Annotated in this window: 31 protein-coding genes and 1 tRNA gene; 15 read left to right on the top strand and 17 right to left on the bottom strand. The window is 61.3% G+C overall.

Annotation, left to right across the window (positions count from 1 at the left end):
• Position 1 precedes the first annotated feature (1 nt).
• The 3 genes from NKJ94_RS15920 to NKJ94_RS15910 form a co-directional block, all read right to left on the bottom strand.
• Positions 2 to 1,000, bottom strand: a complete 999-nt coding sequence (locus NKJ94_RS15920) for a GlxA family transcriptional regulator (RefSeq protein WP_352526310.1) — start codon at positions 998 to 1,000, stop codon at positions 2 to 4.
• A gap of 16 nt (positions 1,001 to 1,016) precedes the next feature.
• On the bottom strand, positions 1,017 to 1,934 hold the full coding sequence (locus tag NKJ94_RS15915) for a bifunctional methylenetetrahydrofolate dehydrogenase/methenyltetrahydrofolate cyclohydrolase (RefSeq protein WP_352526309.1): 918 nt from the start codon (positions 1,932 to 1,934) through the stop codon (positions 1,017 to 1,019).
• A 209-nt stretch (positions 1,935 to 2,143) separates the two neighbouring features.
• Positions 2,144 to 2,833, bottom strand: coding sequence for a hypothetical protein (locus NKJ94_RS15910; RefSeq protein ID WP_352526308.1), 690 nt, complete (start codon positions 2,831 to 2,833; stop codon positions 2,144 to 2,146).
• A 352-nt stretch (positions 2,834 to 3,185) separates the two neighbouring features.
• On the opposite strand from NKJ94_RS15910, the gene proC reads away from it, so the two are divergent.
• Positions 3,186 to 4,001: a pyrroline-5-carboxylate reductase gene (gene proC, locus NKJ94_RS15905; protein ID WP_352526307.1), complete on the top strand. Its 816-nt coding sequence runs from the start codon at positions 3,186 to 3,188 to the stop codon at positions 3,999 to 4,001.
• Between the two features lie 14 nt (positions 4,002 to 4,015).
• On the opposite strand, the gene NKJ94_RS15900 is transcribed toward proC, so the two are convergent.
• The 3 genes from NKJ94_RS15900 to NKJ94_RS15890 all read right to left on the bottom strand — a co-directional run bounded on the left by NKJ94_RS15900 (position 4,016) and on the right by NKJ94_RS15890 (position 6,088).
• Positions 4,016 to 4,408, bottom strand: a complete 393-nt coding sequence (locus NKJ94_RS15900; RefSeq protein WP_352526305.1) for a type II toxin-antitoxin system VapC family toxin — start codon at positions 4,406 to 4,408, stop codon at positions 4,016 to 4,018.
• Positions 4,408 to 4,650: a type II toxin-antitoxin system VapB family antitoxin gene (locus tag NKJ94_RS15895; RefSeq protein WP_352526304.1), complete on the bottom strand. Its 243-nt coding sequence runs from the start codon at positions 4,648 to 4,650 to the stop codon at positions 4,408 to 4,410. Before NKJ94_RS15895 ends, NKJ94_RS15900 begins: the two co-directional genes overlap by 1 nt.
• Positions 4,651 to 4,774: 124 nt before the next feature.
• Positions 4,775 to 6,088 carry an NAD(P)H-dependent oxidoreductase gene (locus tag NKJ94_RS15890; protein ID WP_352526302.1) on the bottom strand — a complete coding sequence of 438 codons (1,314 nt, stop codon included), beginning with the start codon at positions 6,086 to 6,088 and terminating at the stop codon, positions 4,775 to 4,777.
• A gap of 388 nt (positions 6,089 to 6,476) precedes the next feature.
• On the opposite strand from NKJ94_RS15890, the gene NKJ94_RS15885 reads away from it, so the two are divergent.
• The 3 genes from NKJ94_RS15885 to NKJ94_RS15875 are packed head-to-tail and all read left to right on the top strand — an operon-like array spanning position 6,477 to position 8,543.
• Positions 6,477 to 7,709: a pilus assembly protein TadG-related protein gene (locus NKJ94_RS15885; protein WP_352526300.1), complete on the top strand. Its 1,233-nt coding sequence runs from the start codon at positions 6,477 to 6,479 to the stop codon at positions 7,707 to 7,709.
• Between the two features lie 5 nt (positions 7,710 to 7,714).
• The gene (locus NKJ94_RS15880; RefSeq protein WP_352526298.1) at positions 7,715 to 8,149 is read left to right on the top strand and encodes a TadE/TadG family type IV pilus assembly protein; all 435 of its coding nucleotides are present in this window, start codon (positions 7,715 to 7,717) and stop codon (positions 8,147 to 8,149) included.
• A gap of 40 nt (positions 8,150 to 8,189) precedes the next feature.
• Positions 8,190 to 8,543, top strand: coding sequence for a TadE/TadG family type IV pilus assembly protein (locus NKJ94_RS15875; RefSeq protein WP_352526296.1), 354 nt, complete (start codon positions 8,190 to 8,192; stop codon positions 8,541 to 8,543).
• 72 nt (positions 8,544 to 8,615) lie between these two features.
• Here the strand turns inward: NKJ94_RS15875 and NKJ94_RS15870 are convergent, their stop codons facing one another.
• Complete coding sequence (locus NKJ94_RS15870) at positions 8,616 to 8,801, bottom strand: hypothetical protein (RefSeq protein WP_352526294.1); 186 nt, start codon at positions 8,799 to 8,801, stop codon at positions 8,616 to 8,618.
• Positions 8,802 to 8,986: 185 nt separating this feature from the next.
• Here NKJ94_RS15870 and NKJ94_RS15865 point away from each other — a divergent pair, with 185 nt between their 5' ends.
• The 3 genes from NKJ94_RS15865 (at position 8,987) to NKJ94_RS15855 (ending at position 11,261) form a co-directional block, all read left to right on the top strand.
• A complete protein-coding gene (locus tag NKJ94_RS15865; RefSeq protein ID WP_352526292.1) occupies positions 8,987 to 9,868 on the top strand; it encodes a YihY/virulence factor BrkB family protein in 882 nt (293 codons plus the stop codon).
• Positions 9,858 to 10,631 carry an SDR family NAD(P)-dependent oxidoreductase gene (locus NKJ94_RS15860; RefSeq protein WP_352526290.1) on the top strand — a complete coding sequence of 258 codons (774 nt, stop codon included), beginning with the start codon at positions 9,858 to 9,860 and terminating at the stop codon, positions 10,629 to 10,631. Before NKJ94_RS15865 ends, NKJ94_RS15860 begins: the two co-directional genes overlap by 11 nt.
• 129 nt (positions 10,632 to 10,760) lie before the next feature.
• Positions 10,761 to 11,261, top strand: coding sequence for a DUF2314 domain-containing protein (locus NKJ94_RS15855; protein WP_352526288.1), 501 nt, complete (start codon positions 10,761 to 10,763; stop codon positions 11,259 to 11,261).
• Between the two features lie 74 nt (positions 11,262 to 11,335).
• Here the strand turns inward: NKJ94_RS15855 and NKJ94_RS15850 are convergent, their stop codons facing one another.
• The 4 genes from NKJ94_RS15850 to NKJ94_RS15835 form a co-directional block, all read right to left on the bottom strand.
• A complete protein-coding gene (locus NKJ94_RS15850; protein ID WP_352526286.1) occupies positions 11,336 to 12,097 on the bottom strand; it encodes a glutamine amidotransferase in 762 nt (253 codons plus the stop codon).
• 89 nt (positions 12,098 to 12,186) lie between these two features.
• Positions 12,187 to 13,188 carry a rhamnose ABC transporter substrate-binding protein gene (locus NKJ94_RS15845; protein ID WP_352526284.1) on the bottom strand — a complete coding sequence of 334 codons (1,002 nt, stop codon included), beginning with the start codon at positions 13,186 to 13,188 and terminating at the stop codon, positions 12,187 to 12,189.
• 47 nt (positions 13,189 to 13,235) lie between these two features.
• Positions 13,236 to 14,225 (bottom strand): ABC transporter permease, encoded by a 990-nt coding sequence (locus tag NKJ94_RS15840; RefSeq protein ID WP_352526282.1) that lies wholly within the window; start codon positions 14,223 to 14,225, stop codon positions 13,236 to 13,238.
• Positions 14,222 to 16,771: an ATP-binding cassette domain-containing protein gene (locus tag NKJ94_RS15835; protein ID WP_352526280.1), complete on the bottom strand. Its 2,550-nt coding sequence runs from the start codon at positions 16,769 to 16,771 to the stop codon at positions 14,222 to 14,224. The genes NKJ94_RS15840 and NKJ94_RS15835 overlap by 4 nt, the downstream gene beginning before the upstream one ends.
• 82 nt (positions 16,772 to 16,853) lie before the next feature.
• Between NKJ94_RS15835 and NKJ94_RS15830 the strand changes: the two genes are divergently transcribed.
• The 7 genes from NKJ94_RS15830 to NKJ94_RS15800 all read left to right on the top strand — a co-directional run bounded on the left by NKJ94_RS15830 (position 16,854) and on the right by NKJ94_RS15800 (position 22,819).
• Positions 16,854 to 18,257 carry an ROK family transcriptional regulator gene (locus NKJ94_RS15830; RefSeq protein WP_352526278.1) on the top strand — a complete coding sequence of 468 codons (1,404 nt, stop codon included), beginning with the start codon at positions 16,854 to 16,856 and terminating at the stop codon, positions 18,255 to 18,257.
• Positions 18,258 to 18,465: 208 nt separating this feature from the next.
• Positions 18,466 to 18,666, top strand: coding sequence for a CsbD family protein (locus tag NKJ94_RS15825; protein ID WP_352526276.1), 201 nt, complete (start codon positions 18,466 to 18,468; stop codon positions 18,664 to 18,666).
• 509 nt (positions 18,667 to 19,175) lie between these two features.
• Positions 19,176 to 19,718: a hypothetical protein gene (locus NKJ94_RS15820; protein WP_352526274.1), complete on the top strand. Its 543-nt coding sequence runs from the start codon at positions 19,176 to 19,178 to the stop codon at positions 19,716 to 19,718.
• A gap of 272 nt (positions 19,719 to 19,990) precedes the next feature.
• Complete coding sequence (locus NKJ94_RS15815) at positions 19,991 to 20,248, top strand: hypothetical protein (RefSeq protein WP_352526273.1); 258 nt, start codon at positions 19,991 to 19,993, stop codon at positions 20,246 to 20,248.
• Positions 20,249 to 20,331: 83 nt separating this feature from the next.
• On the top strand, positions 20,332 to 20,925 hold the full coding sequence (locus tag NKJ94_RS15810; RefSeq protein ID WP_352526271.1) for an SOS response-associated peptidase: 594 nt from the start codon (positions 20,332 to 20,334) through the stop codon (positions 20,923 to 20,925).
• A gap of 70 nt (positions 20,926 to 20,995) precedes the next feature.
• Positions 20,996 to 21,880: a transglutaminase family protein gene (locus NKJ94_RS15805; RefSeq protein WP_352526269.1), complete on the top strand. Its 885-nt coding sequence runs from the start codon at positions 20,996 to 20,998 to the stop codon at positions 21,878 to 21,880.
• A gap of 84 nt (positions 21,881 to 21,964) precedes the next feature.
• A complete protein-coding gene (locus NKJ94_RS15800; protein ID WP_352526267.1) occupies positions 21,965 to 22,819 on the top strand; it encodes a transglutaminase-like domain-containing protein in 855 nt (284 codons plus the stop codon).
• Positions 22,820 to 22,957: 138 nt separating this feature from the next.
• Here NKJ94_RS15800 and NKJ94_RS15795 read toward each other — a convergent pair whose 3' ends face one another.
• From NKJ94_RS15795 to NKJ94_RS15770, 6 genes are all read right to left on the bottom strand, one after another.
• Positions 22,958 to 23,509, bottom strand: coding sequence for a group I truncated hemoglobin (locus NKJ94_RS15795; protein ID WP_352526265.1), 552 nt, complete (start codon positions 23,507 to 23,509; stop codon positions 22,958 to 22,960).
• Between the two features lie 304 nt (positions 23,510 to 23,813).
• Positions 23,814 to 24,056 carry a hypothetical protein gene (locus tag NKJ94_RS15790; RefSeq protein WP_352526263.1) on the bottom strand — a complete coding sequence of 81 codons (243 nt, stop codon included), beginning with the start codon at positions 24,054 to 24,056 and terminating at the stop codon, positions 23,814 to 23,816.
• A 118-nt stretch (positions 24,057 to 24,174) separates the two neighbouring features.
• Positions 24,175 to 24,405, bottom strand: a complete 231-nt coding sequence (locus NKJ94_RS15785; RefSeq protein WP_352526262.1) for a hypothetical protein — start codon at positions 24,403 to 24,405, stop codon at positions 24,175 to 24,177.
• Positions 24,406 to 24,522: 117 nt separating this feature from the next.
• Positions 24,523 to 24,672 carry a hypothetical protein gene (locus NKJ94_RS15780; protein WP_352526260.1) on the bottom strand — a complete coding sequence of 50 codons (150 nt, stop codon included), beginning with the start codon at positions 24,670 to 24,672 and terminating at the stop codon, positions 24,523 to 24,525.
• A gap of 191 nt (positions 24,673 to 24,863) precedes the next feature.
• Positions 24,864 to 25,127 (bottom strand): hypothetical protein, encoded by a 264-nt coding sequence (locus NKJ94_RS15775; protein WP_352526258.1) that lies wholly within the window; start codon positions 25,125 to 25,127, stop codon positions 24,864 to 24,866.
• A 205-nt stretch (positions 25,128 to 25,332) separates the two neighbouring features.
• Positions 25,333 to 25,407 (bottom strand) — tRNA-Thr (locus NKJ94_RS15770).
• A 160-nt stretch (positions 25,408 to 25,567) separates the two neighbouring features.
• Here NKJ94_RS15770 and NKJ94_RS15765 point away from each other — a divergent pair.
• A complete protein-coding gene (locus NKJ94_RS15765; RefSeq protein ID WP_352526256.1) occupies positions 25,568 to 25,774 on the top strand; it encodes a hypothetical protein in 207 nt (68 codons plus the stop codon).
• The last annotated feature ends 66 nt before the right edge of the window (positions 25,775 to 25,840 follow it).

Below are 25,840 nucleotides of genomic sequence, written 5' to 3'. Positions count from 1 at the left end.
CTCAATAGGTCGTGCGGCGCTCCTCGGAAGGCGGCCGGCCGAATTGCAGCCGGTAGCTCTGGGCAAAATAGGAATGCGAGGTGAAGCCGGTGGCGATTGCCACGTCCAGGATCGGCATGTTGGTCTGGCGCAGCAATTCGCGCGCTCGCTCGAGCCTGAGCCGCATGTAATAGCGGCCGGGGGTCACGCTCAGATGGCGCAGGAACAGGCGCTCGACCTGGCGCACCGACAGGCCCGCCGACTTGGCGAGCTGCACCGCCGACAGCGGCTCGTCGAGATGGTCGGCCATCAGCTCGACGATGCGGCGCAGCTTTTCCGACTTACCGGTCAAGTCGCGCTCCGGGCCGACGCGCTGGCGGTCTCCGGCCGAGCGGATGCGCTCATGCTGGAACTGGTTGGCGACACCGTTGGCGAGGCTCGAGCCGAAATCGCCGCGCACGATCTCCAGCATCAGGTCGATCGAGGTGGTGCCGCCGGCGCAGGTGTAGCGCTTGCGGTCGATCTCGAAGACGTTGCCGGTGCAGTTGATGTCCGGAAAGCGTTCGAGGAAACCGGCGCGGTTTTCCCAATGGATGGTGCAGCGGTAGCCGTCGAGCTGGCCTGCCTCGGCAAGCAGGTAGGAGCCGACCGAAAGTGCGCCGAGCGCATTGCCGCGCCGGCCCCAACTGCGCAGTGCCGCCAGCACCTTGCTCTTGCCGGGAAACTCCGTCGTCAGCCCGACCGAGACGAAAAGGATATCGACCGGCGGCAAATCGGCAACGGCGTAGTCGATCTTGAGCGGCAGGCCGTTGGACGCCATGACGGCATCGCCGTCGGCCGACACCGTCGTCCAGCCGTAAAAATCGCGGCCGACCAGCCGGTTCGCCGACCTGAACGTGTCGATTGCCGCGGCCAGCGAGAACATGGAGAACTTGTCGACCAGCAGAAACCCGAACTGCCGGCCGCCCTGAACGGGATCATTAGTGACCGGCCGTTCTAAGGGAACAGTGAGGTTCGGCAAGGACGCTGCTTTCTGGTCAGAAGGAAGGCCGTTTCAACCCGGCTGCGAGATAGGCGGAAGCTAGCGTGTTGGCCATCAGCATGGCAATGGTCATCGGTCCGACGCCGCCAGGCACCGGCGTGATGGCGCCGGCCGCCTTCGCCGCTTCGGCAAAGGCGACATCGCCGACGAGGCGGGTCTTGCCTTCACCCTTCTCAGGTGCGGCGATGCGGTTGATGCCGACGTCGATGACGGTGGCGCCAGGCTTGACCCAGTCGCCCCGGACCATTTCGGGCCGGCCAACGGCGGCAACGAGAATGTCGGCGGTGCGGGCAAGCGCCGGCAGGTCCTTGGTGCGGCTGTGTGCGATGGTGACGGTGCAGTTGGCGGCGAGCAGAAGATTGGCCATCGGCTTGCCGACGATGTTCGAGCGCCCGACGACAACCGCATTGAGGCCGGACAGGTCCTTGCCGCGCACACGTTCGATCAGCAGCATCGAGCCGGCCGGCGTGCAAGGCACGAAGGCGGTCTCGAGCTCGCCAGTGCCGAGCTTGCCGACATTGATGAAGTGGAAGCCGTCGACATCCTTCTCCGGCGCGATGGTCTGGATGATCTTGCCGGCATCGATATGGCCGGGAAGCGGAAGCTGCACCAGGATGCCGTTGATGGCCGGATCGGCGTTGAGCTGGCCGATGATCTTCAACAGGTCCTGCTCGGAGGTTTCGGCCGGCAGCGTGTGCTGAACCGAATGGAAGCCGCATTCCTTGGCGGTGCGGGATTTGGAGGCGACATAGACCTGGCTTGCCGGATCCTTGCCGACGATGACCACTGCAAGACCGGGGACCACTGCGAGACCGGGCTGCCGTCCGCCCGTTTCCGTCAGTTCGGCGGTCAGGGCCTTGACCCGCCGCACCACGTCTTCGGCGACACTTTTTCCGTCAATCAACTCAGCCATGAACCACCCTCGACGTCTATCGCCTAAGCCTGCCGCGTTAAAGCATCCATGCGGCGTGCTCCAGATATCTTTTATGCGTGTCGTTGCCCAGAACCATGCGCAGCCGGACGGACATGCAGCGCGGCATTTTCACGAAAATCCGGCCGGGCAATCCCGCCAATGCGCCGTCTCATGCCGTTAACTCGAAACCGGCATGTTTTATTCGACGCTCAGAAATAGCGGCGACGCGTGCGGTTTTCGGTGAGCTCGCGAACCGCCTCGCGGAATTCGAGCAGGCTGGCGCGGATTTCCTCGATCTGGCTTTGCTGATCGGCGGCTTCCGAAGCCTGATTTGCCTCCGTCGACCAGGCCTCAGTATAGGCCGAATGCGGCGGCGCGGGTTGCTGCGGATAAGGTGCCTGTCCGGCATAATGCGGCTGTGGATAGAAGGCGGGCGGCATGGCTGCGCTGGAATTTGTGGGGGCGGAATTCTCGCCGGACGTCATCTCCTCCGGCGCTCTGCCGGGCACGAGTCTGCGCAGCGCCGACAACACGGCACCGATCGCGCCTGGACGTTTGGTGCGCGCGACCTCGACCGACGGAGCGGGAGGCGGTGCTGCCCGGTACGCGGCGCGATCAGCGGAACCGGCATCGAGGCCGCCAAGGGAGCCAGCGGGGTCGAAAAATACATCGGCAGCTGCAGCCTCTTCCGTCAGTATGGTGCCGCCCTCTGGCTCATCAGGATGGGGCTGGCTTGAGCCGGCGGCCGCCGAGAGGATGGGGCTGGAGCGCGCCTCGCGGCGCGAGCGGGCGAGACGATGGCGTGTGGCGGCCTCGCGCCATGACCGGCCTGCGCGGTCCTCTAGCGAAACCAGCGATGCTTCGTCCTCGGCGCGCACCGCTTCGACGAGCGACAGCAAGGACCGCTCGTTCCTGCAGTGTTCACGATTATCCCTGTAAGCCATGGTTCCTGGAGCTTTCCCCTCGGGCTGGGATGTAGCGACCGCCCATTGGTTAACCGATGCTAAACAGGCATAGGAAATAAAAGGTTAATTGGCCGCCCCCGCCGCTGCGCGACTACATGCGCATCCCAACCGCAAGGAGAACATCTGTCTCGGCGATTTCTTCATTGATGATGGTGGTGTTGCTGGCCTGAGCAAGTATCGTTGCGACCGATCGCAGTCCGGGATTCCGCCTGATCACAGTCCCAACAGGGGCTTCCCCGCCCTGCCGCGAACGTCTATGGGAAGCCATCTCTATGGGAGGCTTTCGATGACGATCAGGCTTGTTCTCGCCGGTTGCGGCAATATGGGCTACGCCATGCTCTCGGGCTGGCTGAAAGCCGGCAAGCTCGCTCCGGCTGCGGTGTTCGTGGTCGAGCCCAATGCCGAGTTGCGCAAGCGTGCCGAAGCACTGGGCTGCGCTGCTGCCGCGGATGCTGGCACGATCCCGGCGGACGCCGTGCCGACCCTCGTCGTCATTGCGGTGAAGCCTCAGGTGATCCGCGACGTGACGGCTGGCTACATCCGCTTCAACGATGGCCGAACCACCTTCCTCAGCATCGCCGCCGGGACACCGGTCGCTACGTTCGAAGGTATTCTCGGCGACCGCGCGCCGATCGTGCGCTGCATGCCCAACACGCCGGCGGCGATCGGCAAGGGCATGATGGTGGTGTTTTCCAACAGGCTGGTTTCCGACGACACCAAACGCCTTGTCGCCGACCTGCTTTCGGCAAGCGGGCAAGTGGCCGATATCGACGACGAGGGCCTGATGGATGCGGTGACGGCAGTCTCCGGGTCGGGGCCGGCCTATATTTTCCATTTCATCGAAGCGCTGACCGTGGCCGCCGAGAAGGCTGGCCTGCCGACCGGGACTGCCAAACTCTTGGCCATGCAGACGGTCTACGGCGCCGCATCGCTGGCCGCCGAAAGCGGCGAGGAGCCGGGCGTGCTCAGGCAGCAGGTGACCAGCCCCAACGGCACGACGGCTGCCGCGCTTGCCGTTTTGATGGGCGAGGACCGGCTGACGCGCCTGCTCACCGAGGCGGTGGAAGCGGCGCGGCTGCGGTCGATAGAGCTGGGGAAGTAATAGCCGATTGCGGATTACGCGAGATCGGTACGCGAAAAGTCGTTGCCCTTGTAGAGCAATGCGGAGCCATGACTTTTTGCGCAGGCATAAGAAAGGCAGTCGGCTAAGTTGAGCTGGGCGGGATGTCCGCGCCACTTTCCGTAGTCTGAAAATGCCTGGAACGCGAGCTTGGCATCGCTGGCGTCGATCGGCACAATTTCGATTTCAGCCTCGCGAAGAAACGCCTCTATCGCATCTCCGGCGACAACCGGTGGCACGGCAAGCATCGTCGAAAGCCGCATCGCCGCTTCAAGCACGACTAGAGCCGAAGTTATCCTTGCTGGCGCTGCCTCGATGCGGTTGCTCCACTCGCCGGCATCCTCTTCTCCTGAAAGAATCGCGACAACCACGGAGGTGTCGACGAACATCAGGAATGCCCCCACATTTCGTCGATCTCATCCTTGTTGACAGCCCGACCGCCCTGGCCTGCCTTGGCCTTGAAGTCCTTGGCAATGGCAGCGAGCCGCTCCGCCAGGGGAATGCGTCCGCTTTCCCGCCTCAATTCGGATTCAAGCGCCTCGATGACCGCCTCTGTCATCGAAATCTTGCGTTTGGCAGCAAGCTCTCGCGCCAGTTCGCGTGCGCGCGGGTCCCTGATCTGAAGATTCATGTAATCATCTGAAGATTCATGTAATCGCCTCCGCCTTCATCGTCACTACAATATAGAGAATTCGTCATGACAACGCCAGTGCGCTCGGCCGGAGGCCATTGCGACGGCTCACCGGTCGAGAGCCTCACGCCCCATACAGCATCTCGTCCTGCAGCCGGCGCAAGGCGAATAACCTGGTCGTGGGGTCGGGCGCGGCATTGTCGGCGGTGAGCAATTCGCCTTTCCGCACCTGTTTCAGCACCTTGCCGCCTTCGAGCAGGCCGACCGGCACGGCGCGATGGGCGCGGGCCTGTTCGACGGTCATGGTCCAGGAGCGGTAGCAGGTCTCGCCGATCGCATCGAACGTCTCGCCTGCCGCCAGATCGCGCTTGGCCACGGCGCAGACCTCGGCCACCGGCCGTGGCAGCGGCACCATGTCGGGCTTGCCGTAAAGCGCGATACGGGCCGCCGTCAGCGGCACTTCCAGCGAGGTCAGATGGTAGGGCCTGAAGAAGCTGTAATAGGGGCCGTGGCCGATATGCAGATCGTCCATGCGCTCGATGATGCGCGGATGCGTCGCCTCGACGATGACGAAGACGCCGGGCGCCACACCCTTGCCGACGGTGTAGTCGACGACGCCCTTCTTCGACAGGATGCCGCCATGCTCGCGCGGGATCAGCACCTTGACCAGCTCGTCGCGGTCGGCCTTGGGGCCGTGCATGCCAGGAATGTCGGGTACCAGCCCGGTGGCGTTGGCGATGGCGCACATCTCAACCATGGTCTTCGAGCCGTCGACGAACTCGACCAGCATGCGCGGGTTCATGTTGCGGCGCAGCGCTTCCTCGCGGTAGTCGTCGGGAACGGCGTCGTGGTTGAGAGGGTTGTTCTTGCCCTTGCCGGCCGAAACGATGGTGTAGCCGAGCGCCGAGGCGAACTCGATCAGCTCCATGCAGCTCGACGGCTCGTCGCCGGCACCGACCGAATAGACGACGCCGAGCCGGTCGGCCTGCTGCTTCAGATAGCACCCGATGGTGACGTCGGCCTCGACATTCATCATCACCAGATGCTTGCCGTGCTGCATCGCCATCAGGTCGAAATCGGCGGCGACGCCGGGCTTGCCGGTGGCATCGATGACGACATCGATAAGTGGATTGGTGACCAGTATTTCGTTCGAGGTGATGGCGATCTTTCCGCTTTCGATCGCCTGGCTGACCTTCGAAGGCGTATCGGCCTCCCGTGCCATCGCCTCGTCACCATAGGCGATGCGGATGGCGTCACGCGCCGTATGTGGACGGCGGGTCGAGATCGCGCAGACCGAAATGCCCGGCATCAGCATGCCTTGCGTCACCAGGTCGGTGCCCATCTCGCCCGAACCAATGACGCCGATACGCACCGGGCGGCCTTCCGCGGCGCGCTTGGCAAGATCGCCGGCAAGCCCGGTCAAGGCGACATTAGTCATGCTGGAGCGTCCACTGCTTTAAGTCTTTGTTTTTATGCATGTCGTTATCCCAAAACGACTGCGCACTTGGGCAACATGCATCAGGACGCGGGAATAGCAGGGAACGGTAACGGTTTGCCAACGAAACCGGCCGCCGGCGGCGTTTTCTTGCGCTTGGCCCCAAAATCGGATTGGTTCCTGTGAAGACAATGCACCCAGCCAAAGTGTTACCGACGGTCCTGTTGGGCCAACGTCCGCGTTCTCAGATCTTAGAAAAGCCTCTCAGGGCACCGATTCAACCGGCGAAACGAGTGGAGCAGAACCGCTAAGCGCCGTTTGAATGGATCACAGCCAAGAAATGGACGGAAATTCTTAGTCATTCTTTTATGCATCCCGACTTAAATGAGGAATGGACTGGCGTGCCCGTATCTTCAGGCGTTTTTTCCGCATGCGACGAACCGGCAGGAGTGGCAACGTTGCTACTATTTTTGCCCTGTCTCTGCCGATTGTCGTCGGCGGCGCGGGTCTCGGCGTTGAGACTTCCTACTGGTATTACAGCGGCCTGAAGCTACAAGCGGTGGCGGATGCGGCAGCCTATGCTGGCGCTTTGGAAAAGGTTTCAGGATCCGACAAGCCAACGATTGTCTCCGCCGCGACAACGTCAGCGACCACGAACGGCTGGAAACCGTCAGCAGGTACAATCGAGATCTTCACGCCCCCGTCAGCCGGTCCAAATGTCGGGAAAAAAGCGGTTGAGGTGATCGTTCACCAGAACCTCGATCGGTTTTTTACGTCGATATTCACTCAAAACGCGGTTGGCGCACAGGCAAGGGCGGTGGCTCTTATCACGGATGCTTCAAAGGCCTGCCTTACGGTGCTCAATCCTTCCGCTCCGAAAGCGGCGCTCTTTTCAGGCAGTTCGAACCTCAAACTGACCGGCTGCGTCGTGATGTCGAATTCGATAGCCGCGGACGCCATCAAGCTTCAGGGATCGGCAAGCCTTCAGGTCGATTGCCTGATATCGGCAGGCGGTGTTTCGTTGAGCAACCCCGTGACGACCGTGTGCGCCAGCCCGATAACCCAGGCGTTGCCCGCTGCCGATCCTTTTGCCGACTTGCCGGCGCCACCGGCCACGAACCCCTGTCAAAACAGCAATCAGTCGACGTTGCAACCTGGAACATACTGCAGGGGGCTCAGCTTGAGCGGCAATGTAACGCTCTCGCCCGGGGTATACGTCATTCAGGGAGGAGATTTCAAAGCGAACTCGAATGCAAATATTTCAGGCGAGGGAGTCATCATCTATCTGGCCGGCAGCTCCGGCGTCAGCATGAACGGCACGGCCACCGTCAAGCTCAGCGCACCGACGTCAGGCACCTATTCGGGGGTGCTGTTTTACGGCGACAAAGCTAACCTGACTGGATCGAACACGTTTAATGGCACGGCAGATTCGCTTTTGACCGGCGCTTTGTATTTTCCAACACAGGATGTCAATTACCTCGGCAATTTCTCGGGCAAAGGTGGTTGCACTCAGGTCGTCGCCAGTACCGTGCAGTGGTCCGGCAACGCGAACGTCAATCAGGATTGCACCAGCCTTGGAATGCGAGACATTCCGGCCACGCAAACCGTTCAGCTTGTCGAGTAATGTTCGTGGAATGGCTATCAGTCCGGATCTTCCGGAGCGATTCGGGTATTGCTGCGGTAGAGTTTGCGCTGGTTGTGCCGATCCTTTGCCTGGTACTTCTTGCCATCATTGACGGCTGGTCTTTTGTATCAAGCGCGTTGTCGATGCGTGCAGGCGTGAAAACGGCGGCGAACCTCGTGATGCAAGGAGCAGTCAACGATGCAGCTACCCAGGCCGTCGCTCTTTCGAGCTGGGAAAACCGTCCTGATGACGCGCAGGTGACACTGAGCCGGAAATACATGTGCGGGAACATCGTGGCCGATCCGTCTATCCTGTGCGACACTTTGAAAGTTCCCTCGGTATTCGTTGTAATACAGGCGACAGCCACCTGGTCAGCGCCCTTCAGTTTTGGCGAGTTCACGCGCGGGCTCAATCATCAACAGGTGATTCGTGTCCGCTAAAAGGAGAGCTTTCACGCGTGATGCATCAGGCGGAGCTGCATTGGAGTTCGCGCTAATCGCGCCTTTTCTGATAATGCTTTTGATCGGCGTTTTCGCATTCGGCTGGGCTCTGAATGCCATGTCGAGTGTTCGGTATACGCTGGAAACGTCCTCACGTGCGCTGCAAATGAAGAACTCGCTGACTGAAGCCGAAATAGAAGCCCTAGCCACAGCGAAACTGCTGAGTTTGGGATTGAGCGACGTCGATGTAACAATAGCAATCGACGCGCCAAGCGGCGGCTTTCGCATGGCCCATCTCACGGCCAGGTATGCTTTCGTTATCGAGTTCCCGTACTTCGATCGGTATCCGATAAATTATGGGACGACTGTCACAGTTCCATTGGTTGGATCGTGAGCGCGTCCAATAGCCTTACACAATAAGGGGTGAGCGGATCCACGAAAGGGGCTGCGTCGGTTTTCTCGCGGGCTACCGCAATTCGGCCAGCAACGCCTGCGCCTCGGCAAGGTTTTTTTCAGAGCCGGCGGCAAGGTCGCCCATCTTGCCATCCCGAAAGATGACGAGCGCATGCTGGCAGGCGGCAATAGCTTCTTCGGCCATCGCCTTCTGCTTGCGGGCAGCATGATGGCCGACGCGTGGCAACTGTTTGGGCAAGACGTGTTGTTGTCATGGGCTCTGCAATGCCGCTCAGTAGCGATCCTTCGCGCCGCCTCTGTCCCGCCGACATCAAAGTTCCGCACCGCAGCAGCCGTCCTGCTTGCGCCCGTTTCCGGCCCTACTACCCCTCGCCCACCTCTATCTCGCCGCTACTTGTTTAATGACAAGCATGCGAGGCCCACATGTGGAACTTGGCGACGGAGGGCTGGGTACTCCTCAGGCAGAGCATCCTCGGCTTCGTCAACGACAATGCGCTGAGCCGTGGGGCGGCGATAGCGTTTTATGCCACGACTTCGCTTGCGCCGATCCTGCTTATCGTTGTCGCAATCGCCGGCATGGCCTTCGGGCACGAGGCGGCGCAACTCGCGCTTTCGGCCCAGATCGCCGGCCTGATGGGGCCGCAAAGTGCCGAGCTCCTGCAAGCGACGATCGAAAACGCCTCGCAGAAAAAAACGGGAATCGTTGCCAGCATTCTGGGGCTGGTCACGCTGTTCGTTGCCGCATCCGGCGTGTTCGGCGAAATGCAGCTTGCGCTGAATGAAATCTGGAAGGTGCAATCGAGCGGAGCATCGATTTCACGGCTGGTGCGGGCACGCATTGCAAGCCTGGGCCTGGTCGCGGCGCTCGGCTTCCTGCTTCTGGTGTCGCTGGTCGTAAGCGCTGCAATTTCGGCGCTCGGAGAGGTCATCAATGCCTATCTGCCGTTTGGCACCATCATCCTGAGCGCCATCAACGGGATTGTCTCGTTTGCCCTGATCACGCTGCTGTTTGCCGCAATCTACAAGGTGCTGCCCGACCGCAGCCTGCAATGGCGCGATGTCGGCATCGGCGCGGTCGTAACCGGGTTTCTGTTCACCATCGGCAAGTCGCTGATTGGCTGGTATATCGGAACCAGCGCCATCGCTTCGTCATACGGCGCAGCCGGTGCCCTGCTCGTCGTGCTGTTATGGGTCTATTATTCGGCCGAGGTATTTTTGCTGGGCGCCGAATTCACGCGAGCCTATTCGGTTCGACACGGCAGCCGGTCCGATTTGAAGAAGAAGGTGGAACTGCATGACAAATGAGTTCACGCCGAAATTCGATCTGGCCGGCAAGGTGGTGCTGGTTACCGGCGCCTCGCGCGGCATCGGCCGCGCCTGCGCACTCGCCTGCGCCGGCTCGGGCGCCGACATGATCGTCGGCGTGCGCAACACTGCCGACGGCGCGGATCTCACCGCCGAGATCGAACGCATGGGCCGGCGCGCGCTTGCCTTGCAAATGGATCTGACCGACCTGGCAACGGTGCGAAAGGCCGTCGCCGATGCCCACGCCGCCTTCGGCCGCATCGATGTTCTCGTCAACAATGTCGGGCTCGGGCCAGAAAACCTGGCCGAGAACGTGATGGAAGAGGATTTCGACCTCACCGTCAACGTCAACCTCAAGGGCACGTTCTTCACCACGCAGGCGGTCGCACGGCTGATGATCGTGCAACAATCCGGGCGCATCATCAACATCAGCTCGCAGGCCGGCACGGTGACGCTGAAGGGCGAGGCGATCTACTGCATGACCAAGGCGGCGATCAACCATTTGACGCGCTGCCTGGCCGCCGAATGGGCGCAGCACAAGATCACCGTCAACAGCGTCGCGCCGACCTTCATCTGGACCGACGGAACGCGGCCTTCGCTCGACGATCCGAAGTTCCATGCGCATGTGCTCGGCCACATCCCGCTCGGCCGCATCGGCGACCCGATCGACGTCGCGGGCACCGTCGTGTTCCTCGCCTCGCCGGCAGCGTCGCTGATTACGGGGGCGAATATATTGGTGGACGGCGGTTGGTCGGTGGCGTGAGAGGGCTCTTCGGCTGATGCTGCGACACCGCCTCGCGAGTGCTTTCCGATGAGCAGCGAACGCAGATGTGGGAAGAGCGATTGATCTCGCAGGTCGTCGAGCTTTCAAAATTACTCCAAGAGGTCTTTTATGAGCGAAAAATCTCAATCGAACGATAAATTCGACGAACCGCGGGATGAGCCACTCTTCGTGGCTAACTCGCAAACAGACCCCCCCTTCCTGGCTGCTTACGACCGAGCGCTTGCGAGTGTGCCGACATTTATCGAACATATAGAGAGGAATGCAGATGCCCTGTGTTCTGCGAAGCTTCGCTTTCGCGATCCCGACGAAGAACGTCTTGGGGAGGACTGCTTTCTTTTCCTTTGGCTTACCGCCGTGCACTATCATGCCGAGGAGCGGCTATTTTCGGGTACATTTTTCGAGGTGCCACCCGAGCTTCAGAAATGGCATCAGGTCGGCCAGCGACTTGCATTTGAAGGCGACGATATTTTCGATTGGATGGTTCTCGACGAGGGGCACTTGCATGGGGGATTCACATTGCGCGTAACCCGAGACAAGCTTCCTGAGAAAGATCGTGGCTCATACGATCGATATGTCGGGGTTTCAGTCTATGAGCCACTTCCGTCCTGAAACGCATGGTTAATGGCCTCGCCTTTCGTTGAGGATTGGGCAACCGCACTGGTCAAACCCGGTATCCGGCTTTCTCATTCATTGCCGGCGAGCCAACGGACCATGTTCGCCATCAGTTTTCCGTAGAACGGCCATCCGAGGAAATCCTGCGAGAGCCAATGCGGGCCGATATCGGTTGCCCAGGCAATCGTTCGGCCGCGGCCATGGCTGCCAACGGCAAGGAGCGGCCAGTCGGTGCCGCGATAATGGCAGGTCGCCAGAAGCTGGCACGAACCGTCGCGCCTGAATTCAAGCTTGTTCATGCCGAGGATCGGCGGCAACGGCCCCTCGACCCCGGAAAAAATCGGGTGCGACGACTGCAGGATGGAGGCCTGCAGGCCTTGCGGCACCTCCATGCCGTCGCAAAAGGGCAGGCAGCGGACCGGCAGCACGTCCTCGACCGGGGTGTCGTGGAACCGCGCCGTCCCGAACATGCCCTGAAAGCCCATGTAGCCGCCGGCCAGCATCAGCCCGCCGCCAGCTTCGACATAGGCCTTGAGCACATCGAGGCGGTTGACGCCGACACGCCCAGCGCGGGCATCCGGCGTGACCAGCAATGTCAGCGCGCCGACATCGGAGATCACCACCGCCTGGTATTGGGCGAGCGCATCGAGGTCATAGGGAAATTCCGCGGCGCAGCGCTCGCCGCCGATCTGCGTGACGGCGATGCCTTCGGCGGCCAGCGCGGCATTGAAGGCCGTCGCGCCATTTGTCGAGGTCGCACTTGTAAGCACATCACTGCCGATGGCGACCGACGTCGTCGCCGCAAAGGTCTCGCCTGCAAGCAATATGTTCATTGCCGCCCCCGCACTGTTTTCATTCGAGAGGTTTTAGGGAAGGGCGCCGGATGGACCCGGCGCCCCGCCGGAGCTTGAGCGCTACAGGATCAGAACTTGAACTCGGCCAGATTGTCGGGGGTCACGATCTTGGCCGGACCAAGGATCAGTTCGCCGCCGGCGCCAATCGTGTATTCGCCGAGCCGGCCGGCTGTGAACTTCTCACCCTCCTTGCCGGTGATCTTGCACTGCGCAAACGCCTGGGCTGTCTGATAGGTAAGATAGCCAAGATCGGTGACGTTCCACCAGATATCCTGAGCCGCTCCGTCCTTGATGTATTTCGAGATCAGAGTGGCCGGCGCGAGGCCGGTCAGCTTGACCTTGCCGATCATGCCCGCCTCCTCGAGTGCACGCGCGGCCGCCGGAAGGCCAATTCCTGCCGGGACGATGATCACCTTGAGATCGGGAAACGCCTGGACCAGCGCCAACGCCTGTTGCTGGTTGATCTGTTCGCTTTCTTCGCCATAGGCCACCTGCACCAGCTTCATCTTGGAGAACTTCGGCTCGGCAGCCATCTTTGCTTTCATGAAGTCGATCCAGGCGTTCTGGTTGGTCGCCGTCGGCGTCGACGACAGGATCGCGAATTCGCCTTCACCGCCGCTGAGGGCGAATGCACTTTCCAGCATCATCTCGGCGAGACTGTCGCCCTTCACCTGATTGACAAACACCGCGCGGGCATCGGCGGCCACATCGGAGTCATACGAAATCACCCTGACGCCCTGCTGAACGGCGCGCTTCAGCGCAGGCGCGACGGCATTGGCGTCGTTGCCGGCAATTGCGATGACCCCAACCTTCTGCGACACGAGGCTGTTGATGAATTCGATCTGCGCCTCGGCAGTCGCCTGCGATGGGGCGACCTGCGTAGCGGTGCCGCCAATTTCCTTGGCTGCCTCTTGTGCGCCTCCAAAGGCCACTTTGAAGTAGGGGTCGGTGTCGAGCTTGGGCAGGAAACCGACCGTTACGGGTTCCTTGGCGCATTCCTGGCTGAACGCCAGCGAGGTTGGCGCGAGCAGAACCGCGGATGCGAGCAGGGCTAATCTAAACGCTTTCATTGTGACTCCTCCGTTTAAAATTCGGGCTTGAAGGAAGGGGCCCGAGATCACCCCTTGGTCTCGCGCATTGCGCGGGATCTGCTGAGCATCTCCTGTGTGGAGCGCCAGTAATTGCCGACCAGCAGCGAGCCGATCAGAAGCAGGCCGATGATCATGCCCTGTGCGTCGCCACCGATCTGGTTGAGCGCTAGCACATTGCGGATGATGGCGATCAGGACCAACGCCAGCATGACGCCGGTCAGGCGGCCCTTGCCGCCAAAGACGCTGACGCCGCCGAGCAGCACGATGGTGATGACGTCGAGCTCCATGCCGAGCGCATTGTTGGCGCGGGCGTTGGAGAGGCGCGCAGTATAGACGATGCCGGCGATGGCGGCGACGACGCCCGAGACGACGAACAGGTTCAGGACCATCCGGCGCGTGTTTATGCCGGAATAGCGCGCCACTTCGGGGCTGCCGCCGAGCGCGTAGATGCGCTTGCCGGTCGGCGTCTTCTGCAGCACGATCGCAAACATCGGCGCCAGCACCAGGAAGGGCACGATGGTCCACGGTATCTCGGTGCCCGGCAGGTTGTTGATGCCGAAATCCACGACCGCAGGCGGCAGGATGTTGACCGAACCGGTGCCGAGCAGGATGTAGCCAATGCCTCGATAGAGCGCCATGGTGCCGAGCGTCACAACCAGCGACTGCAGTCCAAGGCGCGAGACCAGATAGCCGTTGAAAGCGCCAAGCAGGCCGCCGGCGACGAGCGTCAGCGGGATTGCGGCAAGCGTCGGCACGCCGGCCTGGACCAGCAAACCAAAGACGACGGACGTCAGCGCCAGCACCGAGGCGATCGACAGGTCGATTTCGCGGGTGATGATGAGCAGCGTCATCGGCAGGATCAGCAATGCCTTTTCCGAGGCGCTGGCGGCCAGTTGCGAGAGATTGAAGCCGGAAGCGAAATTCGGCACGAAGATCGCCGCATAGAGGAAGATGGCCGCGCAAGAGGTCGCCAGCAGCAGATCCCAGAAGTCGATCGAACGAAGGAACTTTTTCATCTCGCCCTCGCCTGTCTTGCCTGCTCCGCGCGCCGCACGATGAAGGCGTCGATGCCGATGGCGACCAGGATCACCAGGCCGTAGACGCCCTGCAGCCACAGCGGGTCGACGCGCACCAGCGTCAGCCCGTTCTTGATGACCAGCAGCGTGAGCGCTCCGAGGATGATGCCGAGCAGCGTGCCCGAACCACCGCGGATGGCGACGCCGCCGACCACCGCCGACGCGATCACGGTGAGTTCGAACCCGAGCGCAACGCGGGCATCGATGGTCGCATAGCGGGATGCCCACAGCGCGCCGCACAAGCCGCCGAGCAGGCCGGCCATGCCAAAGGCCAGCAGAATGCGCCGGTCGACGGGGATGCCGATAAGACGCGCGCCGTCCGGATTGGAGCCGGCGGCGAACAATTCGCGCCCGATGGCCGTGCGATAGAGCAGCACGTAACCCAAGCACAGGATAACGATCGCGATGACGACGATCAGCGGCACGCCGGCGATCTTCAGGCCGGTCATGTCGAGCCAGGCTTGCGTTACTTCGTCGGCGCTGATCTGGTCGCCGGCTGCCCAGATCGAGTTGAAGCCGCGGAAGATCGACATCGAGGCCAGCGTGACGACGATGGCCGGGATCTTTCCCCTGGTGACGACGAGGCCGTTGATCAGGCCAGCGACACCACCGACCGCGCATGCGGTTACGAGGCCGATGCCGATGTCGAGCCCTGGATAGGCCTGGACCATGCTGGCCGCCATGTAAGCCGACAGGCCAATCACCGCGGCGATCGAAAGGTCGATGTTGCGGGTGATCAGCACCAGCATCTGAGCGAGTGCTGCGACTACCAACAGGGCGGCATCCATCGACACGGCGGTCAGGTTTGCCGCGCTCACCATGCGCGGGTTGATAATGGTAACCGGGATGGCGACCGCCAGCATCGCGGCGAGCAGGCCGAACTCCCGCCGCTTCAGTATGTCGAGCGGTCCTTTTCTGTTCTCCTCGCTGGCGCCCTGCGCTGCCGGGCCGGCGCTTTCACCGGCCTTCGTAGCTGCTTCCAGCACCTTTTCCTGGGTGGCTTCGCCCCTGGCAAATTCGGCCGTCCGATGGCCTTCGCGCAGGACGATGATGCGGTCGCACATGCCGATGAGCTCGGGCATTTCCGAGGAGATCAGAATGATAGCCATGCCCTGTGCGGCAAGATCGGCGATCATCGCATGCACTTCCGCCTTGGTGCCGACATCGATGCCTTGCGTCGGCTCGTCGAGGATGAGGACGCGCGGCTCGGTGCGCAGCCATTTGGCCAACACCACCTTCTGCTGGTTGCCGCCGGACAGTTCCTTTACCGGCTGCCCGTAGCCGGAGAAGCGAAGCTTCATCCGCTTCAGCCAGTCCGAAACCAGATCGATCGCGCGGTCCGTGCCGTAGAAGCCGGAGCGAGCTGCCTTGTCGAGGACGGGCAGCACCGCGTTGTCGAGGATAGAAAAATCCATCACCAGGCTCTGGCCCATGCGATCTTCCGAGACATAGGCGATGCGCGCATCCATCGCGTCGCGTGCCGATGCGAAGCGCACAGCTTCGCCGTCGATCAGGATTTCGCCGGCATCCGGCTGCTCGATGCCGAACAGCACGCGCGCGATCTCGGTCCGCCCGCTGCCGACCAGGCCGCCGAGCCCGAGCACCTCTCCGGCGTGGAGCTTGAGGTCGATGTTGGAAAAGCCGCCGGCGTGCGAAAGCCCCCTCGCCTCCAGCACCAGCGCGCCGGTGGCGTGGTTTCTTTCCGGATAGAGGTCGGTCACCTCGCGGCCGACCATCATGCCGATGGCGGCGGCGCGGCCAAGCTCGGCCTTCGGCTTGACGCCAATGAGGCGCCCGTCGCGCAGCACCGCGATGCGGTCGGCGATGCGGAAGATCTCGTCCATGCGGTGGCCGACGAACATCATCGCCACGCCATGCAGCCGCAGATCGGCGACGACGGTGAACAGCCGCTCGACCTCGCGCTGCGACAGGGCGGCCGTCGGCTCGTCCATGATCAGCACCCGCGCGTCGAGCGACAAGGCGCGGGCGATCTCGACCAGTTGCTGTTCGGAGGTGCGCAACGTTCCGAGCCGTGTTTCGGCCGGCACGTCGAGGCCGACCGTCGCCAGCACCTTGCGGGCGCCGGCAAACATGGCGGCGTTGTCGATGCCGCCGAAGCGGTCGCGCGGCATATGGCCGAGATAGATGTTTTCCGCCACCGAAAGATCCGGAAAAAGACCGGGATGCTGGTGCATGACCGAGATACCGGCAGCCTGGGCGTCGTGCGGCGAATGGAAGACCGCAGGCTTGCCATCGACTTCGATATGGCCGCCGGTAGGAAGATACACGCCGGCCAGCAGCTTCACGCAGGTGCTCTTGCCGGCGCCGTTTTCGCCAAGCAGAGCCAGCACCTCGCCTGAGCGCAATTCGAAGGACGCGTCCTTGAGGGCAATCGTGCCGCCGAAGGCCTTTGTCGCCTGAACCAGGGCGACGGGGACAGCCACGTCGCTCTTCACTATGGCATCGGCTTCGCCTAATGCGCCCAAGTGCAGCACCCTTCCTCCCTGGTCCTGTTTTTAAATTTGCTATATTAAATGGCTTAACGCCGCAACTGGAAAATTGACTTCCATGGCCCCGAAGGGCACTGTCGCGTCGCGCACGGGTGCAGCTGAAGTGCTCGACCGCAGCAGCTTCAAAGCTGCAGGCGGCCAGAGTGGCTCCGCGAGAATGAATGGGGAGGCGCCGGTTTTGTCCGGAAAAGGCAGCAATTCGGTCAAGGTTCGGCATTACAACGAGCGCTTCGTGCTTGATGCCATCCGCCGCCTGAAGGAGGCATCCAAGTCCGACCTGGCGCGCGCCGCAAATCTGACGCCGGCCGCGGTCGCCACCATTGTCGACGGGCTGGAGTCGTCCGGATTCGTAAAGCAAGTGGGAAAAAGGTTCGGGCAACGTGGATCGCCGTCCACTCTCTACCGGCTTACACCGGAGCGCATCTACAGCGCCGGCATCAAGATCGGCCGGCGCGCGCTGGAAGCCGTCCTCGTCGACTTCGCCGGCGAGGTCCGCTCGCGCGAGTCGCACGAATATCGCTTTCCGGATCCCGACATGGTGCTCAAGGCCGGCAACATGTCGCTGGCCAATTTCGATAAGCTGGTCGAGGGGCTTGGCGATGCCAGCATCGTCGGTGTCGGCATCGCCTCGCCATATTTCCTCGGCGGCTGGAGCGAGGAACTCGGCTTTCCCGATGACCTCGGTAGCCGCTGGGAAGCAATCGATCTGACGACATTCTTCGCCACAAAACCGAAGACCCCGGTCTTCGTGGAAAACGACGCGTCATCGGCCGCACTCGCCGAACTCATCCAGGGGACCGGCGCGCGGTTCCGCGACTTCATGCATATTTCGATCGACACCTTTGTCGGCGGCGGATTGGTGCAAGGCGGCAAGGTCCATACCGGTCCGCACGGCAACAGCGCCGCGCTCGGTCCTTTGCCGGTTTCGCCCTCAAGCCTCGATTCGGTCGCGGCCAAGCCGGCGCGTTACCAAAGTCTGCTGCATCGCGCCTCGATCTATGTGCTGGTCAATCATCTCAAATCGCGCGGCATCGAGATCAATCGTGTGCGCGAACTGGATCCCTTGCCGCCGGGGGCGCGCGAGCCGCTGTCCGAATGGATCGACGATTGTGCCAATGCGCTGGTCGAGGCGATCATCGCCATCACCTCGGTCATCGATATCGAGGCGATCGTTCTCGACAGCATCCTGCCGCGGCCGATCCATCTCGAGCTGCTGGCAAAGGTGCAGACCCAGTTCAACAGGATCAGCGCCATCGGCATCGTGGCGCCGGAAATCGTATCGGGACAATTCGGCCCCGAGGCTTCACCGATCGGCGCGGCGATGCTGCCGTTCTCGGCACTGTTGGCACCCGACAGCGGCGTGCTGATGATCGGCAAGGACAGAACAATGCTGCTGGGCAGTCTTTCGAGGCTTGCCAGCCAAAGCCACCCAGCGAGAAGCTCAGCGACTTCAACAGGATAGGATGGCGTCGCGCCGACCTTCATCTGGGCAAAGTCCCCTCATCCGAAGGCACGGCGGGCTTTTTGCGCCGGCCCCGGAACTTTTAGCGGCTGCTAATCTTCATTCGTCACCGACAGATATCCCTCTCGGTGTTTGGATCGAAATGCTCGATCGGTCCGCGCTCCGCTTTAGTGCGGGCCCACAACACGCAGGAAGCAAGGAGGAACATATGAACTGGGATCAAATCAAGGGAAAATGGACACAGTTCAAAGGCAAGGCGAAAGAGCAGTGGGGGGACCTCACCGACGATGATCTTGATCGGATCGAGGGCAACCGAGACCAGCTCTTAGGACGGATCCAGGAGCGATATGGGATCGCCAAGGAAGAGGCAGAGCGCCAGGTAGATGACTGGTCCCGAAGCGTCCGCTGAGCCTTGGAGGCAACGCCGTCTGCTGCTCACCACCCGGTGAAACTCTGCGTCGCCCGCCGTGCCGACTGGTGCGGCGGGCCCTTTCGACAGCGAGGCCCGCGAGAGAACCTTTAGCCACATCTAATGTTCTACTCGCGTGGCGGGCTTCGCCCCGGGGTGTGCCCGGCCCGGAGGCGAAGGAGCGTAAGCATGAACAACATTATCTGGCTGGTCGGCGCCATCGTGATCGTAATCGCCATTTTGAGCTTTTTGGGTCTGCGGTAGCCTCTCTTCGACCCGACAGCCACTCCCCGGTCGGCGTGGCCTCACTGACCGCTGCTCTCAAGCAGGTCAGACTTAGGTCCTAAGCAAGACGCTCCAGGAATGGACCGAAGCCCCGGCACAGGAACGTCTCCAGCTGGCTCACGTTGTGGTGAGTCTTGGCGCGATGAAGATGCGTGCCAGCGAAGAGCTCAATGCCAGGGAGGAGAGGGCCCGACGCTCCGAACGAACGGCGGGCTTGGGTGTAAATGCAAACGATCAGCAGACTGTTCGATTCCCATGCCCAGGCAGCACGGGCCGTCGCCGCGCTTCAGGCGGCCGGGATTCGTCGCCGGCAGATCAGTGTCGTCGGATCTTACAACGACAACAATGAACCGATTAGCGTTGTCGGATCTTACAAGGATGAGATGAGCGCTCTCTGGCGGGGTCCGGGGGTCGGTGCCGTCCTTGGCGCGGCGGCCGGTCTGCTAGCCGGCTTTGGCGCTTTTGGAGCTCAGGGCATCGATCCTGCGGGGATGACCGGCATGGCCCTGGTCGGTACGGCGTGGGGCGGCTTTGCCGGCGGGCTTCTCGGAACGCTGGCCAATTTTGCCCAAAAGCCGGGCAAGCCGAAGATTGCAGAGGGTGTCGTTCTGGTGATGGCCCGCGTCGATGAAAAGCAGGCCGGCGCCGCGCAGGCAGTGTTCCGGAGTTCCGTGGAGATGCCGCAGCTCATCTGCGCTTCCGGGCAGATGAAGGGGAGCGCTTACACAAATTCAAGCCGGCTCCGCGTCCGATCTGGTGCCAGATGAAGTTTGTTCCGCGAAACAGGAATTCAGGCGGGAGGCGCCCGATGAAACCTTGGCAAACCAATACCTTGGAGGCATGCGGGCTGCTTGCCGTCGTGCTGTCCCTTATCCTTACGGTTCTATTGGCGGGTCTCATCCTTAGCTGAACCCGTGCCCTTGCCACCGGCGACACGGTGTCGAGCCCGGGCAACTGGCGAAAGGTGCGGCCAATTCGAAGGATTAAACCATTCGTGCTAAGCGTTAATAGGTTGTCGGCAAAAGTAGAGGGCGATCACGTGGACAAACGGGCTGAAGGAGACGCGGAGAGGTTGGCTCGGGGCGAGTTCGAGCTCAAAGCCGAACGATATGGCGTGAACGCCTTTCTTCTCGTTGTCGAACTTGTAAATCTGCTGGAAAAGCGTGGAACGATCAGCAGCGACGACGTCGCGAAAATAGCCGAAGCTGCAGCACTTGCTGTTGCCGCATCCAGTCAACCCGACATGAACAGCATCAATCTCTTGCAGACCATCGCTGCCGCACGCCGGCCCAAATAGGGCGACGGCAAGTCCGCCAGCAATCGGCGCGAACCGATAAACGCTACATTGAACTGATCTCGATCGAGCGTGCGGAGCCTTCCATGTGCAATGACTACGAGCAGCATATCGCCTGGGCCGAGTATTGCCGGATGATGGCTTCGCTGGCGCTCAAGATCCCCAGCCACCAAACCGAGCTGGATCTGCCGCAGGCGGATGACATTCACATCAACGACCCCGGGCCTGTGATGCGCGCGGCCGGCGACACAATCGAACTGGCGTCGATGACGTTCGGCTTTCCGCCGGCCGGACCAAAAGGCGGACCTGTATTCAACTTTCGCTCGGAGGGTCGACAGTTCGGCAACAGCAAACGCTGTCTCGTTCCCGCATCGGCATTCTTCGAATTCACCGGAACGAAGTATCCAAAAGCCAAGCACAGGTTCACGCTGAATGGCCATTCGTTCATGGCGATTGCCGGGCTGTGGCGCGAGGGTGCCGGCAACAAGCCGCCCAATTTCACGATGCTGACCACCGATCCAGGCCCGGATGTCGCGCCATATCACAATCGGCAAGTGGTTGTGCTGCGGCCATCGGACTGGGCGGCCTGGATCCACCTGACGAGGTCCGAGGCTGAACTTTTGCGGCCGCTGCCGGCAGGGTCGCTCAGAGCGGAAACAGTTCGGGCAAGTTCCGAGTAGGAACCATCGGATGACCCTGGAAAAGAGTATATGCTTGCGCCAACATCGCAGGTAAACTTGTCGGAAGCTGATGCCGATCTTTTCAGTCCAGCACACGACGCTCTATCGCTATAGCCGACCGGTGAGGTTCGGCGAGCACCGGCTGATGTTCAGGCCGCGCGATAGTTTCGATCAAAGACTTCTGGACCACGCCTTGTTTGTCGACCCCGAACCGAAAGAGGTTCGCTGGATCCATGACGTTTTTGGAAACTGCGTGGCGGTGATCGACTTCGAGAGCCCCTCAACCGAACTGCGCTTTTCGACAGACATTCGGCTGGATCACACGCCGCAGCATGCGCCTGATTTCCGTATTGACGAGGCGGCGCTTCATTATCCGTTTTCCTATGATCCGGACGAAGCCGCCGATCTCTCCCAGACGATGGAACGTCAATACGAGGATGACGGTGACGAGGTTGGCAAGTGGGCACGACAGTTCCTCAATGCCGCAGGGCACACCGGGACCGGCAACTTGTTGATGACGCTTTGCTACGCCATCCATGAGAGCTTTGTGTATTCCCGTCGAAGCGAGCCAGGGACGCAACCGCCTCTGATGACGTTGCACCTGCGTCGCGGCACATGCCGGGACTTTGCGCTGTTCATGATGGAAGCGGTTCGTTCGCTCGGCTTTGCCGCCCGTTTTGTGACTGGTTACGTCTATGTGCCAAGCCGCGACAGCGCGGCGGTTCTTGGCGGCGGCTCGACGCATGCCTGGTGCCAGGTCTACCTGCCTGGTGCCGGCTGGGTCGAGTTCGACCCCACCAATGGCATTGTCGGCAACCGGGATTTGATCAGGGTGGCCGTGGCTCGGCATCCCCAGCAAGCCATCCCTCTTTCCGGGAGTTATTCGGGAAGCGCGTCGAGTTTTCTGGGAATGACCGTCGAGGTAAAAGTGGCCAAGGACATCGGTCCGCAATAAAATTAGCACTCGCTTATGTTTTCCGGAACTGTTTGGCCATCGCGGAGTTTGCCCGGTTGCTGAATGACACCAATCGGAGCCTCGATGCGGATCCGCGCGGGTTTCACCCTCACCTATGAATGTCCGCGGCCAACACCGATGCTGTTGGCGCTCGAGATCCACCCATCGCGCCGTGTCGATCTGCTGACGGAACAGATCATAGGTTTTGATCGCTCCGTCGAAGCACGCGGTTACGTCGACGGTTTCGGCAACGCCTGCACGAGGATCGAGGCGCCCTCGGGCCTGACGACGATCTCAACCACCTTCGAGATCTATGATAGCGGCGAGCCCGATGCGGTCGCCGAGCAGGCTGTGCAGCACAACATCAAGGAGCTGCCGGACGAGGTGCTCGTTTTTCTTCTGGGCAGCCGCTACTGCGATACCGATCGTCTTGGAGATTTCGCCTGGGCGAAATTCGGCAATACCGCGCCTGGATGGGCGCGCGTGCAGGCGATCTGCGATTTCGTTCACAATCATATCGTCTTCGACTACCAGAAAGCCGACTCGCTGCGGACCGCCCATGGCGGCTTCACCGACCAGGCCGGCGTTTGTCGTGATTTTACGCATCTGGCGATTGCGCTATGCCGCTGCATGAACATTCCAGCGCGGTACTGCACCGGATATCTCGGCGACATCGGGGTACCGCCGGCGCCGGAACCGATGGATTTCAGCGCCTGGTTCCAAGCCTATCTCGCCGGCAATTGGTTCACATTCGATCCTCGCCACAACTGCCCGCGGATCGGGCGCATATTGATGGCAACGGGGCGCGACGCGACCGACGTCGCCATCTCAACCAGTTTCGGTTCTTCGCGGCTTACCCGCTTCGAAGTCATCACAGAAGAAGTCCGGGCTGAACCTTCATCGAATGCGTTTATCGAAGATCCCGCGTCCTCACCTTGAGCTGGAAGATCAGGAAGCGTGGGTCGACGACGTCCCGAGGCCCTCTGCAGACCGCGTGGTCAGGGCCGCGCTGCATATTCACGGCGACGCGCGCGCCATACTCAGAACCAATGCGTCCGCCGGCACTATACAGGCGCTTCAGCCCTGCTTGACGTAGCCGGCGGTGACCTCGTCTTTGTGGGCGGCGAAAGCTGCCAAGACCTCGGTTTTCTCGGGCTTCGGAACTTTGAAATGATCCAAGGTCCGCCCGAGTTCCGCTGCGACCTCATCGAATTCTGCGGGAGAGATCCGCAGGTCCCGATGGGCCTCCTCGAGGCCGAGCGGCGTCGTGCCGGGCTTGGTGGCGACGAACTTGAAGGGCCCGCCAGAAACGTCGCAGACCCACAGCGTGCGCATGAACTTCAGGCCAGGCAACCTTTCCAGGTTCTTGGTGTGCCATTTGCGCAGCTGCGGATTCTTGGACTTTTGGCCGACGATGGGGTTCTTCACAACGGCGTCGCTGAAATGATCCACCACCGCCGCGATGGCGAACACGCCGCCCAGCCGGTCATATAAACTCTTGTCGGATGTGGTTTTCTTGGCCTGCGCTAGCGCGTTGTCGGCAGGCAACACGGCCGGCGATGCGGCGGCCAGCGCCAGCCCTGCGACCACGCTTCGTCTTGTGAGAGAGGTCGAAACAGCCGTTTTCATCCCTGGTATCTTTCGAGGTTAGGCCAGAGCAAGCCGCAGCCTGTCTGGCGGGCTTCATGAAGTGACATTCGGACATATCCACTTTGCCGTTAACTGGCATCGTCTAACGACTTAACGAGCCCCCCGCCCGAATTATTCCGATGCACTGCATTGTCAGGGTCAACATGCGTCAAAGGGCGAAGACGCGCGGATGAGGAAGGCTTAAGCAGGCGTCGCTGCACGCGGCAGAGGTCGCGAAGCCACTTCGGCCGCATCTGTGCCCTGACCTTGGCATTTTCCTTCTGTGTCGTGTTGTCGGCGGCAATCAGCCGCTGTAGGGAGCGTACAATCGCTCCACGCGGCTTTGCCGGCTGCCTGCGGCCAATAGCTTGTGCTTTTCGAAGATCGCGAGCTTCTGCGGATAGGTGATCCGCACCTTGGCGTTGCACCCGTCGCATCTGAAGTACGCGATTGTTCTTAGTGCAGAGCCCTTTCTTACCGCCGGATGCGAGCAATCCGGACATTCGAATGTGAGCGCGACGTCAGATAAGTCTTCGGCCAAACCCATTTCCATCCCCTTTGCAAGCTCGGTGGCTACACTCTGGCGAGTCTCAATGGGCAATTCAGATGCCAATCCGATTGTGCCAATGCGGGACTAGAACAATTCGCCTCGGAACGCCGCCTAGCTAGTGCGCCTTCTCTGCGCCTTTTGAGCGACGAAGAGACCTGACTTCCTCCAGCAGTTCGCGCTCATTGGTAAAGTTTCGGAAGATTGCGACAATAATCACCGCTAAGGCTTCGGCATCCCGGCTTAAAGGGTCAATGTGTTCATCTGCGCAAACCTGTTCAAACACGCGTTCACAAATAGCCAAATCGTGAGGGCTGAGGCGGGTGCGATTGAAACGCCGGCGCGACATTTGCGAGCCTTCGAGGCCCGCTGCCCGTGCAAAAGAAGCGGGTCTTCGCAAGAAACGCGAGTCGTTGAGTGGTTGTTCCCGGCTGCAAGCTTGTTAAGCCGCCTGCAGCAGGGCAGACTAGAACGCTTTCCCCGCGCGCATCATGGCGCGTGCGAGCGCGAGCTGCGCCTCGACCTTGGCATTTTCCTTCTGCGTCATGTTGTCGGCCGCGATCAGCCGCCTCAATGAGCGCATGATCTCTCCGTGCGTCCCGCCGACCTCGATCATGCAATCGGCATCGCCGAAAGCCGAGCTCCCTTACCTCCTTGCTTTCGATCTTGCGGTCAGGGCAGTCGTCGGGTCGCTGATCATCCTTTCCGCGCTCCTTTGCACTGTCTCATCGACTGTCGATCGTCATCGCGACAAGAGTGTAAAAGCACGCTCCATCGAACACCGCGACATGGAACCTCCGGCTGAATTTACTCCATGTCCGGCACGTCACCGCTGGTGAACAGCACGGTCGGCGGGCCGTAGTCGCCAAGCGCCGGGTTCGCGTCACGGCTCCATGCGATTACGCCAACGTGCTTCCCTGCGAGCGCCTTGGCGGTGCGGATGGCGCGTTCCTCGCTTTGCTGATCGGCCGGACCAAAGGCGGGAAACAGTTCACCGTCCTCGCCACGATCGAACGCAACGACGACGATCAGCTTGGGCTGCTTCTGGCTAGGCAAAATATGATCCGACATGGCGGTAAGCTATCACATCACAGAGGATTGAGTCGCGTTCGAGACTCGGGAGGTGAGCGTGCAAGACCACAGTTTTTGACGAGCCTGTGCGCGTGGCACTCGGCAGGTCGCGGGGCGCCATATTTTTCGGTAACCTCGCCAACCGCGCACAATCATCATCGAGCAGGTCAAGGAGGCCTTGGAAGATGCGCCAGCGAAAACAATCTGGTGCTGCGAGAGAGGATTGAACTCTCGACCTCTCCCTTACCAAGGGAGTGCTCTACCACTGAGCTACCGCAGCCGCCGATGGCGGGGCTTCTGCCATATCGAACCGGCAAGCGCAAGGCCAAGACAAAGACGGGTTGAAAGGCCGCACCGGCGATTGTTCCGGACATGGCCGCGCCACAATGTTGGCTATCCCTTAATGATGCGCTGGGCGGGTCGCCGGCCGGGACGGGACGATGAACGACAAGACAAATTCTCCGAACAAGGATGGTCCACCGAAGAAGGCCGGCCGCAAGGACCGGCTGGCCGAGCAGTTGCGCGCCAATCTGCTGAAGCGCAAGGCGCAGTCGCGCTCGCGGCGGACCGGCGACGCCGACAAGCGGCGCGCTGGCGAGGCCGACCAGCGGCCGGACGGGCTGCAGGCGGCGATGCAAAAAGATTAACGCGAATCGGCTATGTTGTCCCCGGTATTTTGGCCAAAGGCATCGTGGGCCAAAGAGGGGAATAGC

The organism is Mesorhizobium sp. M0060, assembly GCF_040323155.1.
GTDB lineage: Bacteria > Pseudomonadota > Alphaproteobacteria > Rhizobiales > Rhizobiaceae > Mesorhizobium.
The sequence above is the reverse complement of the archived record's forward strand: the minus strand, read 5'-3'. Positions and strand labels throughout refer to the sequence as shown.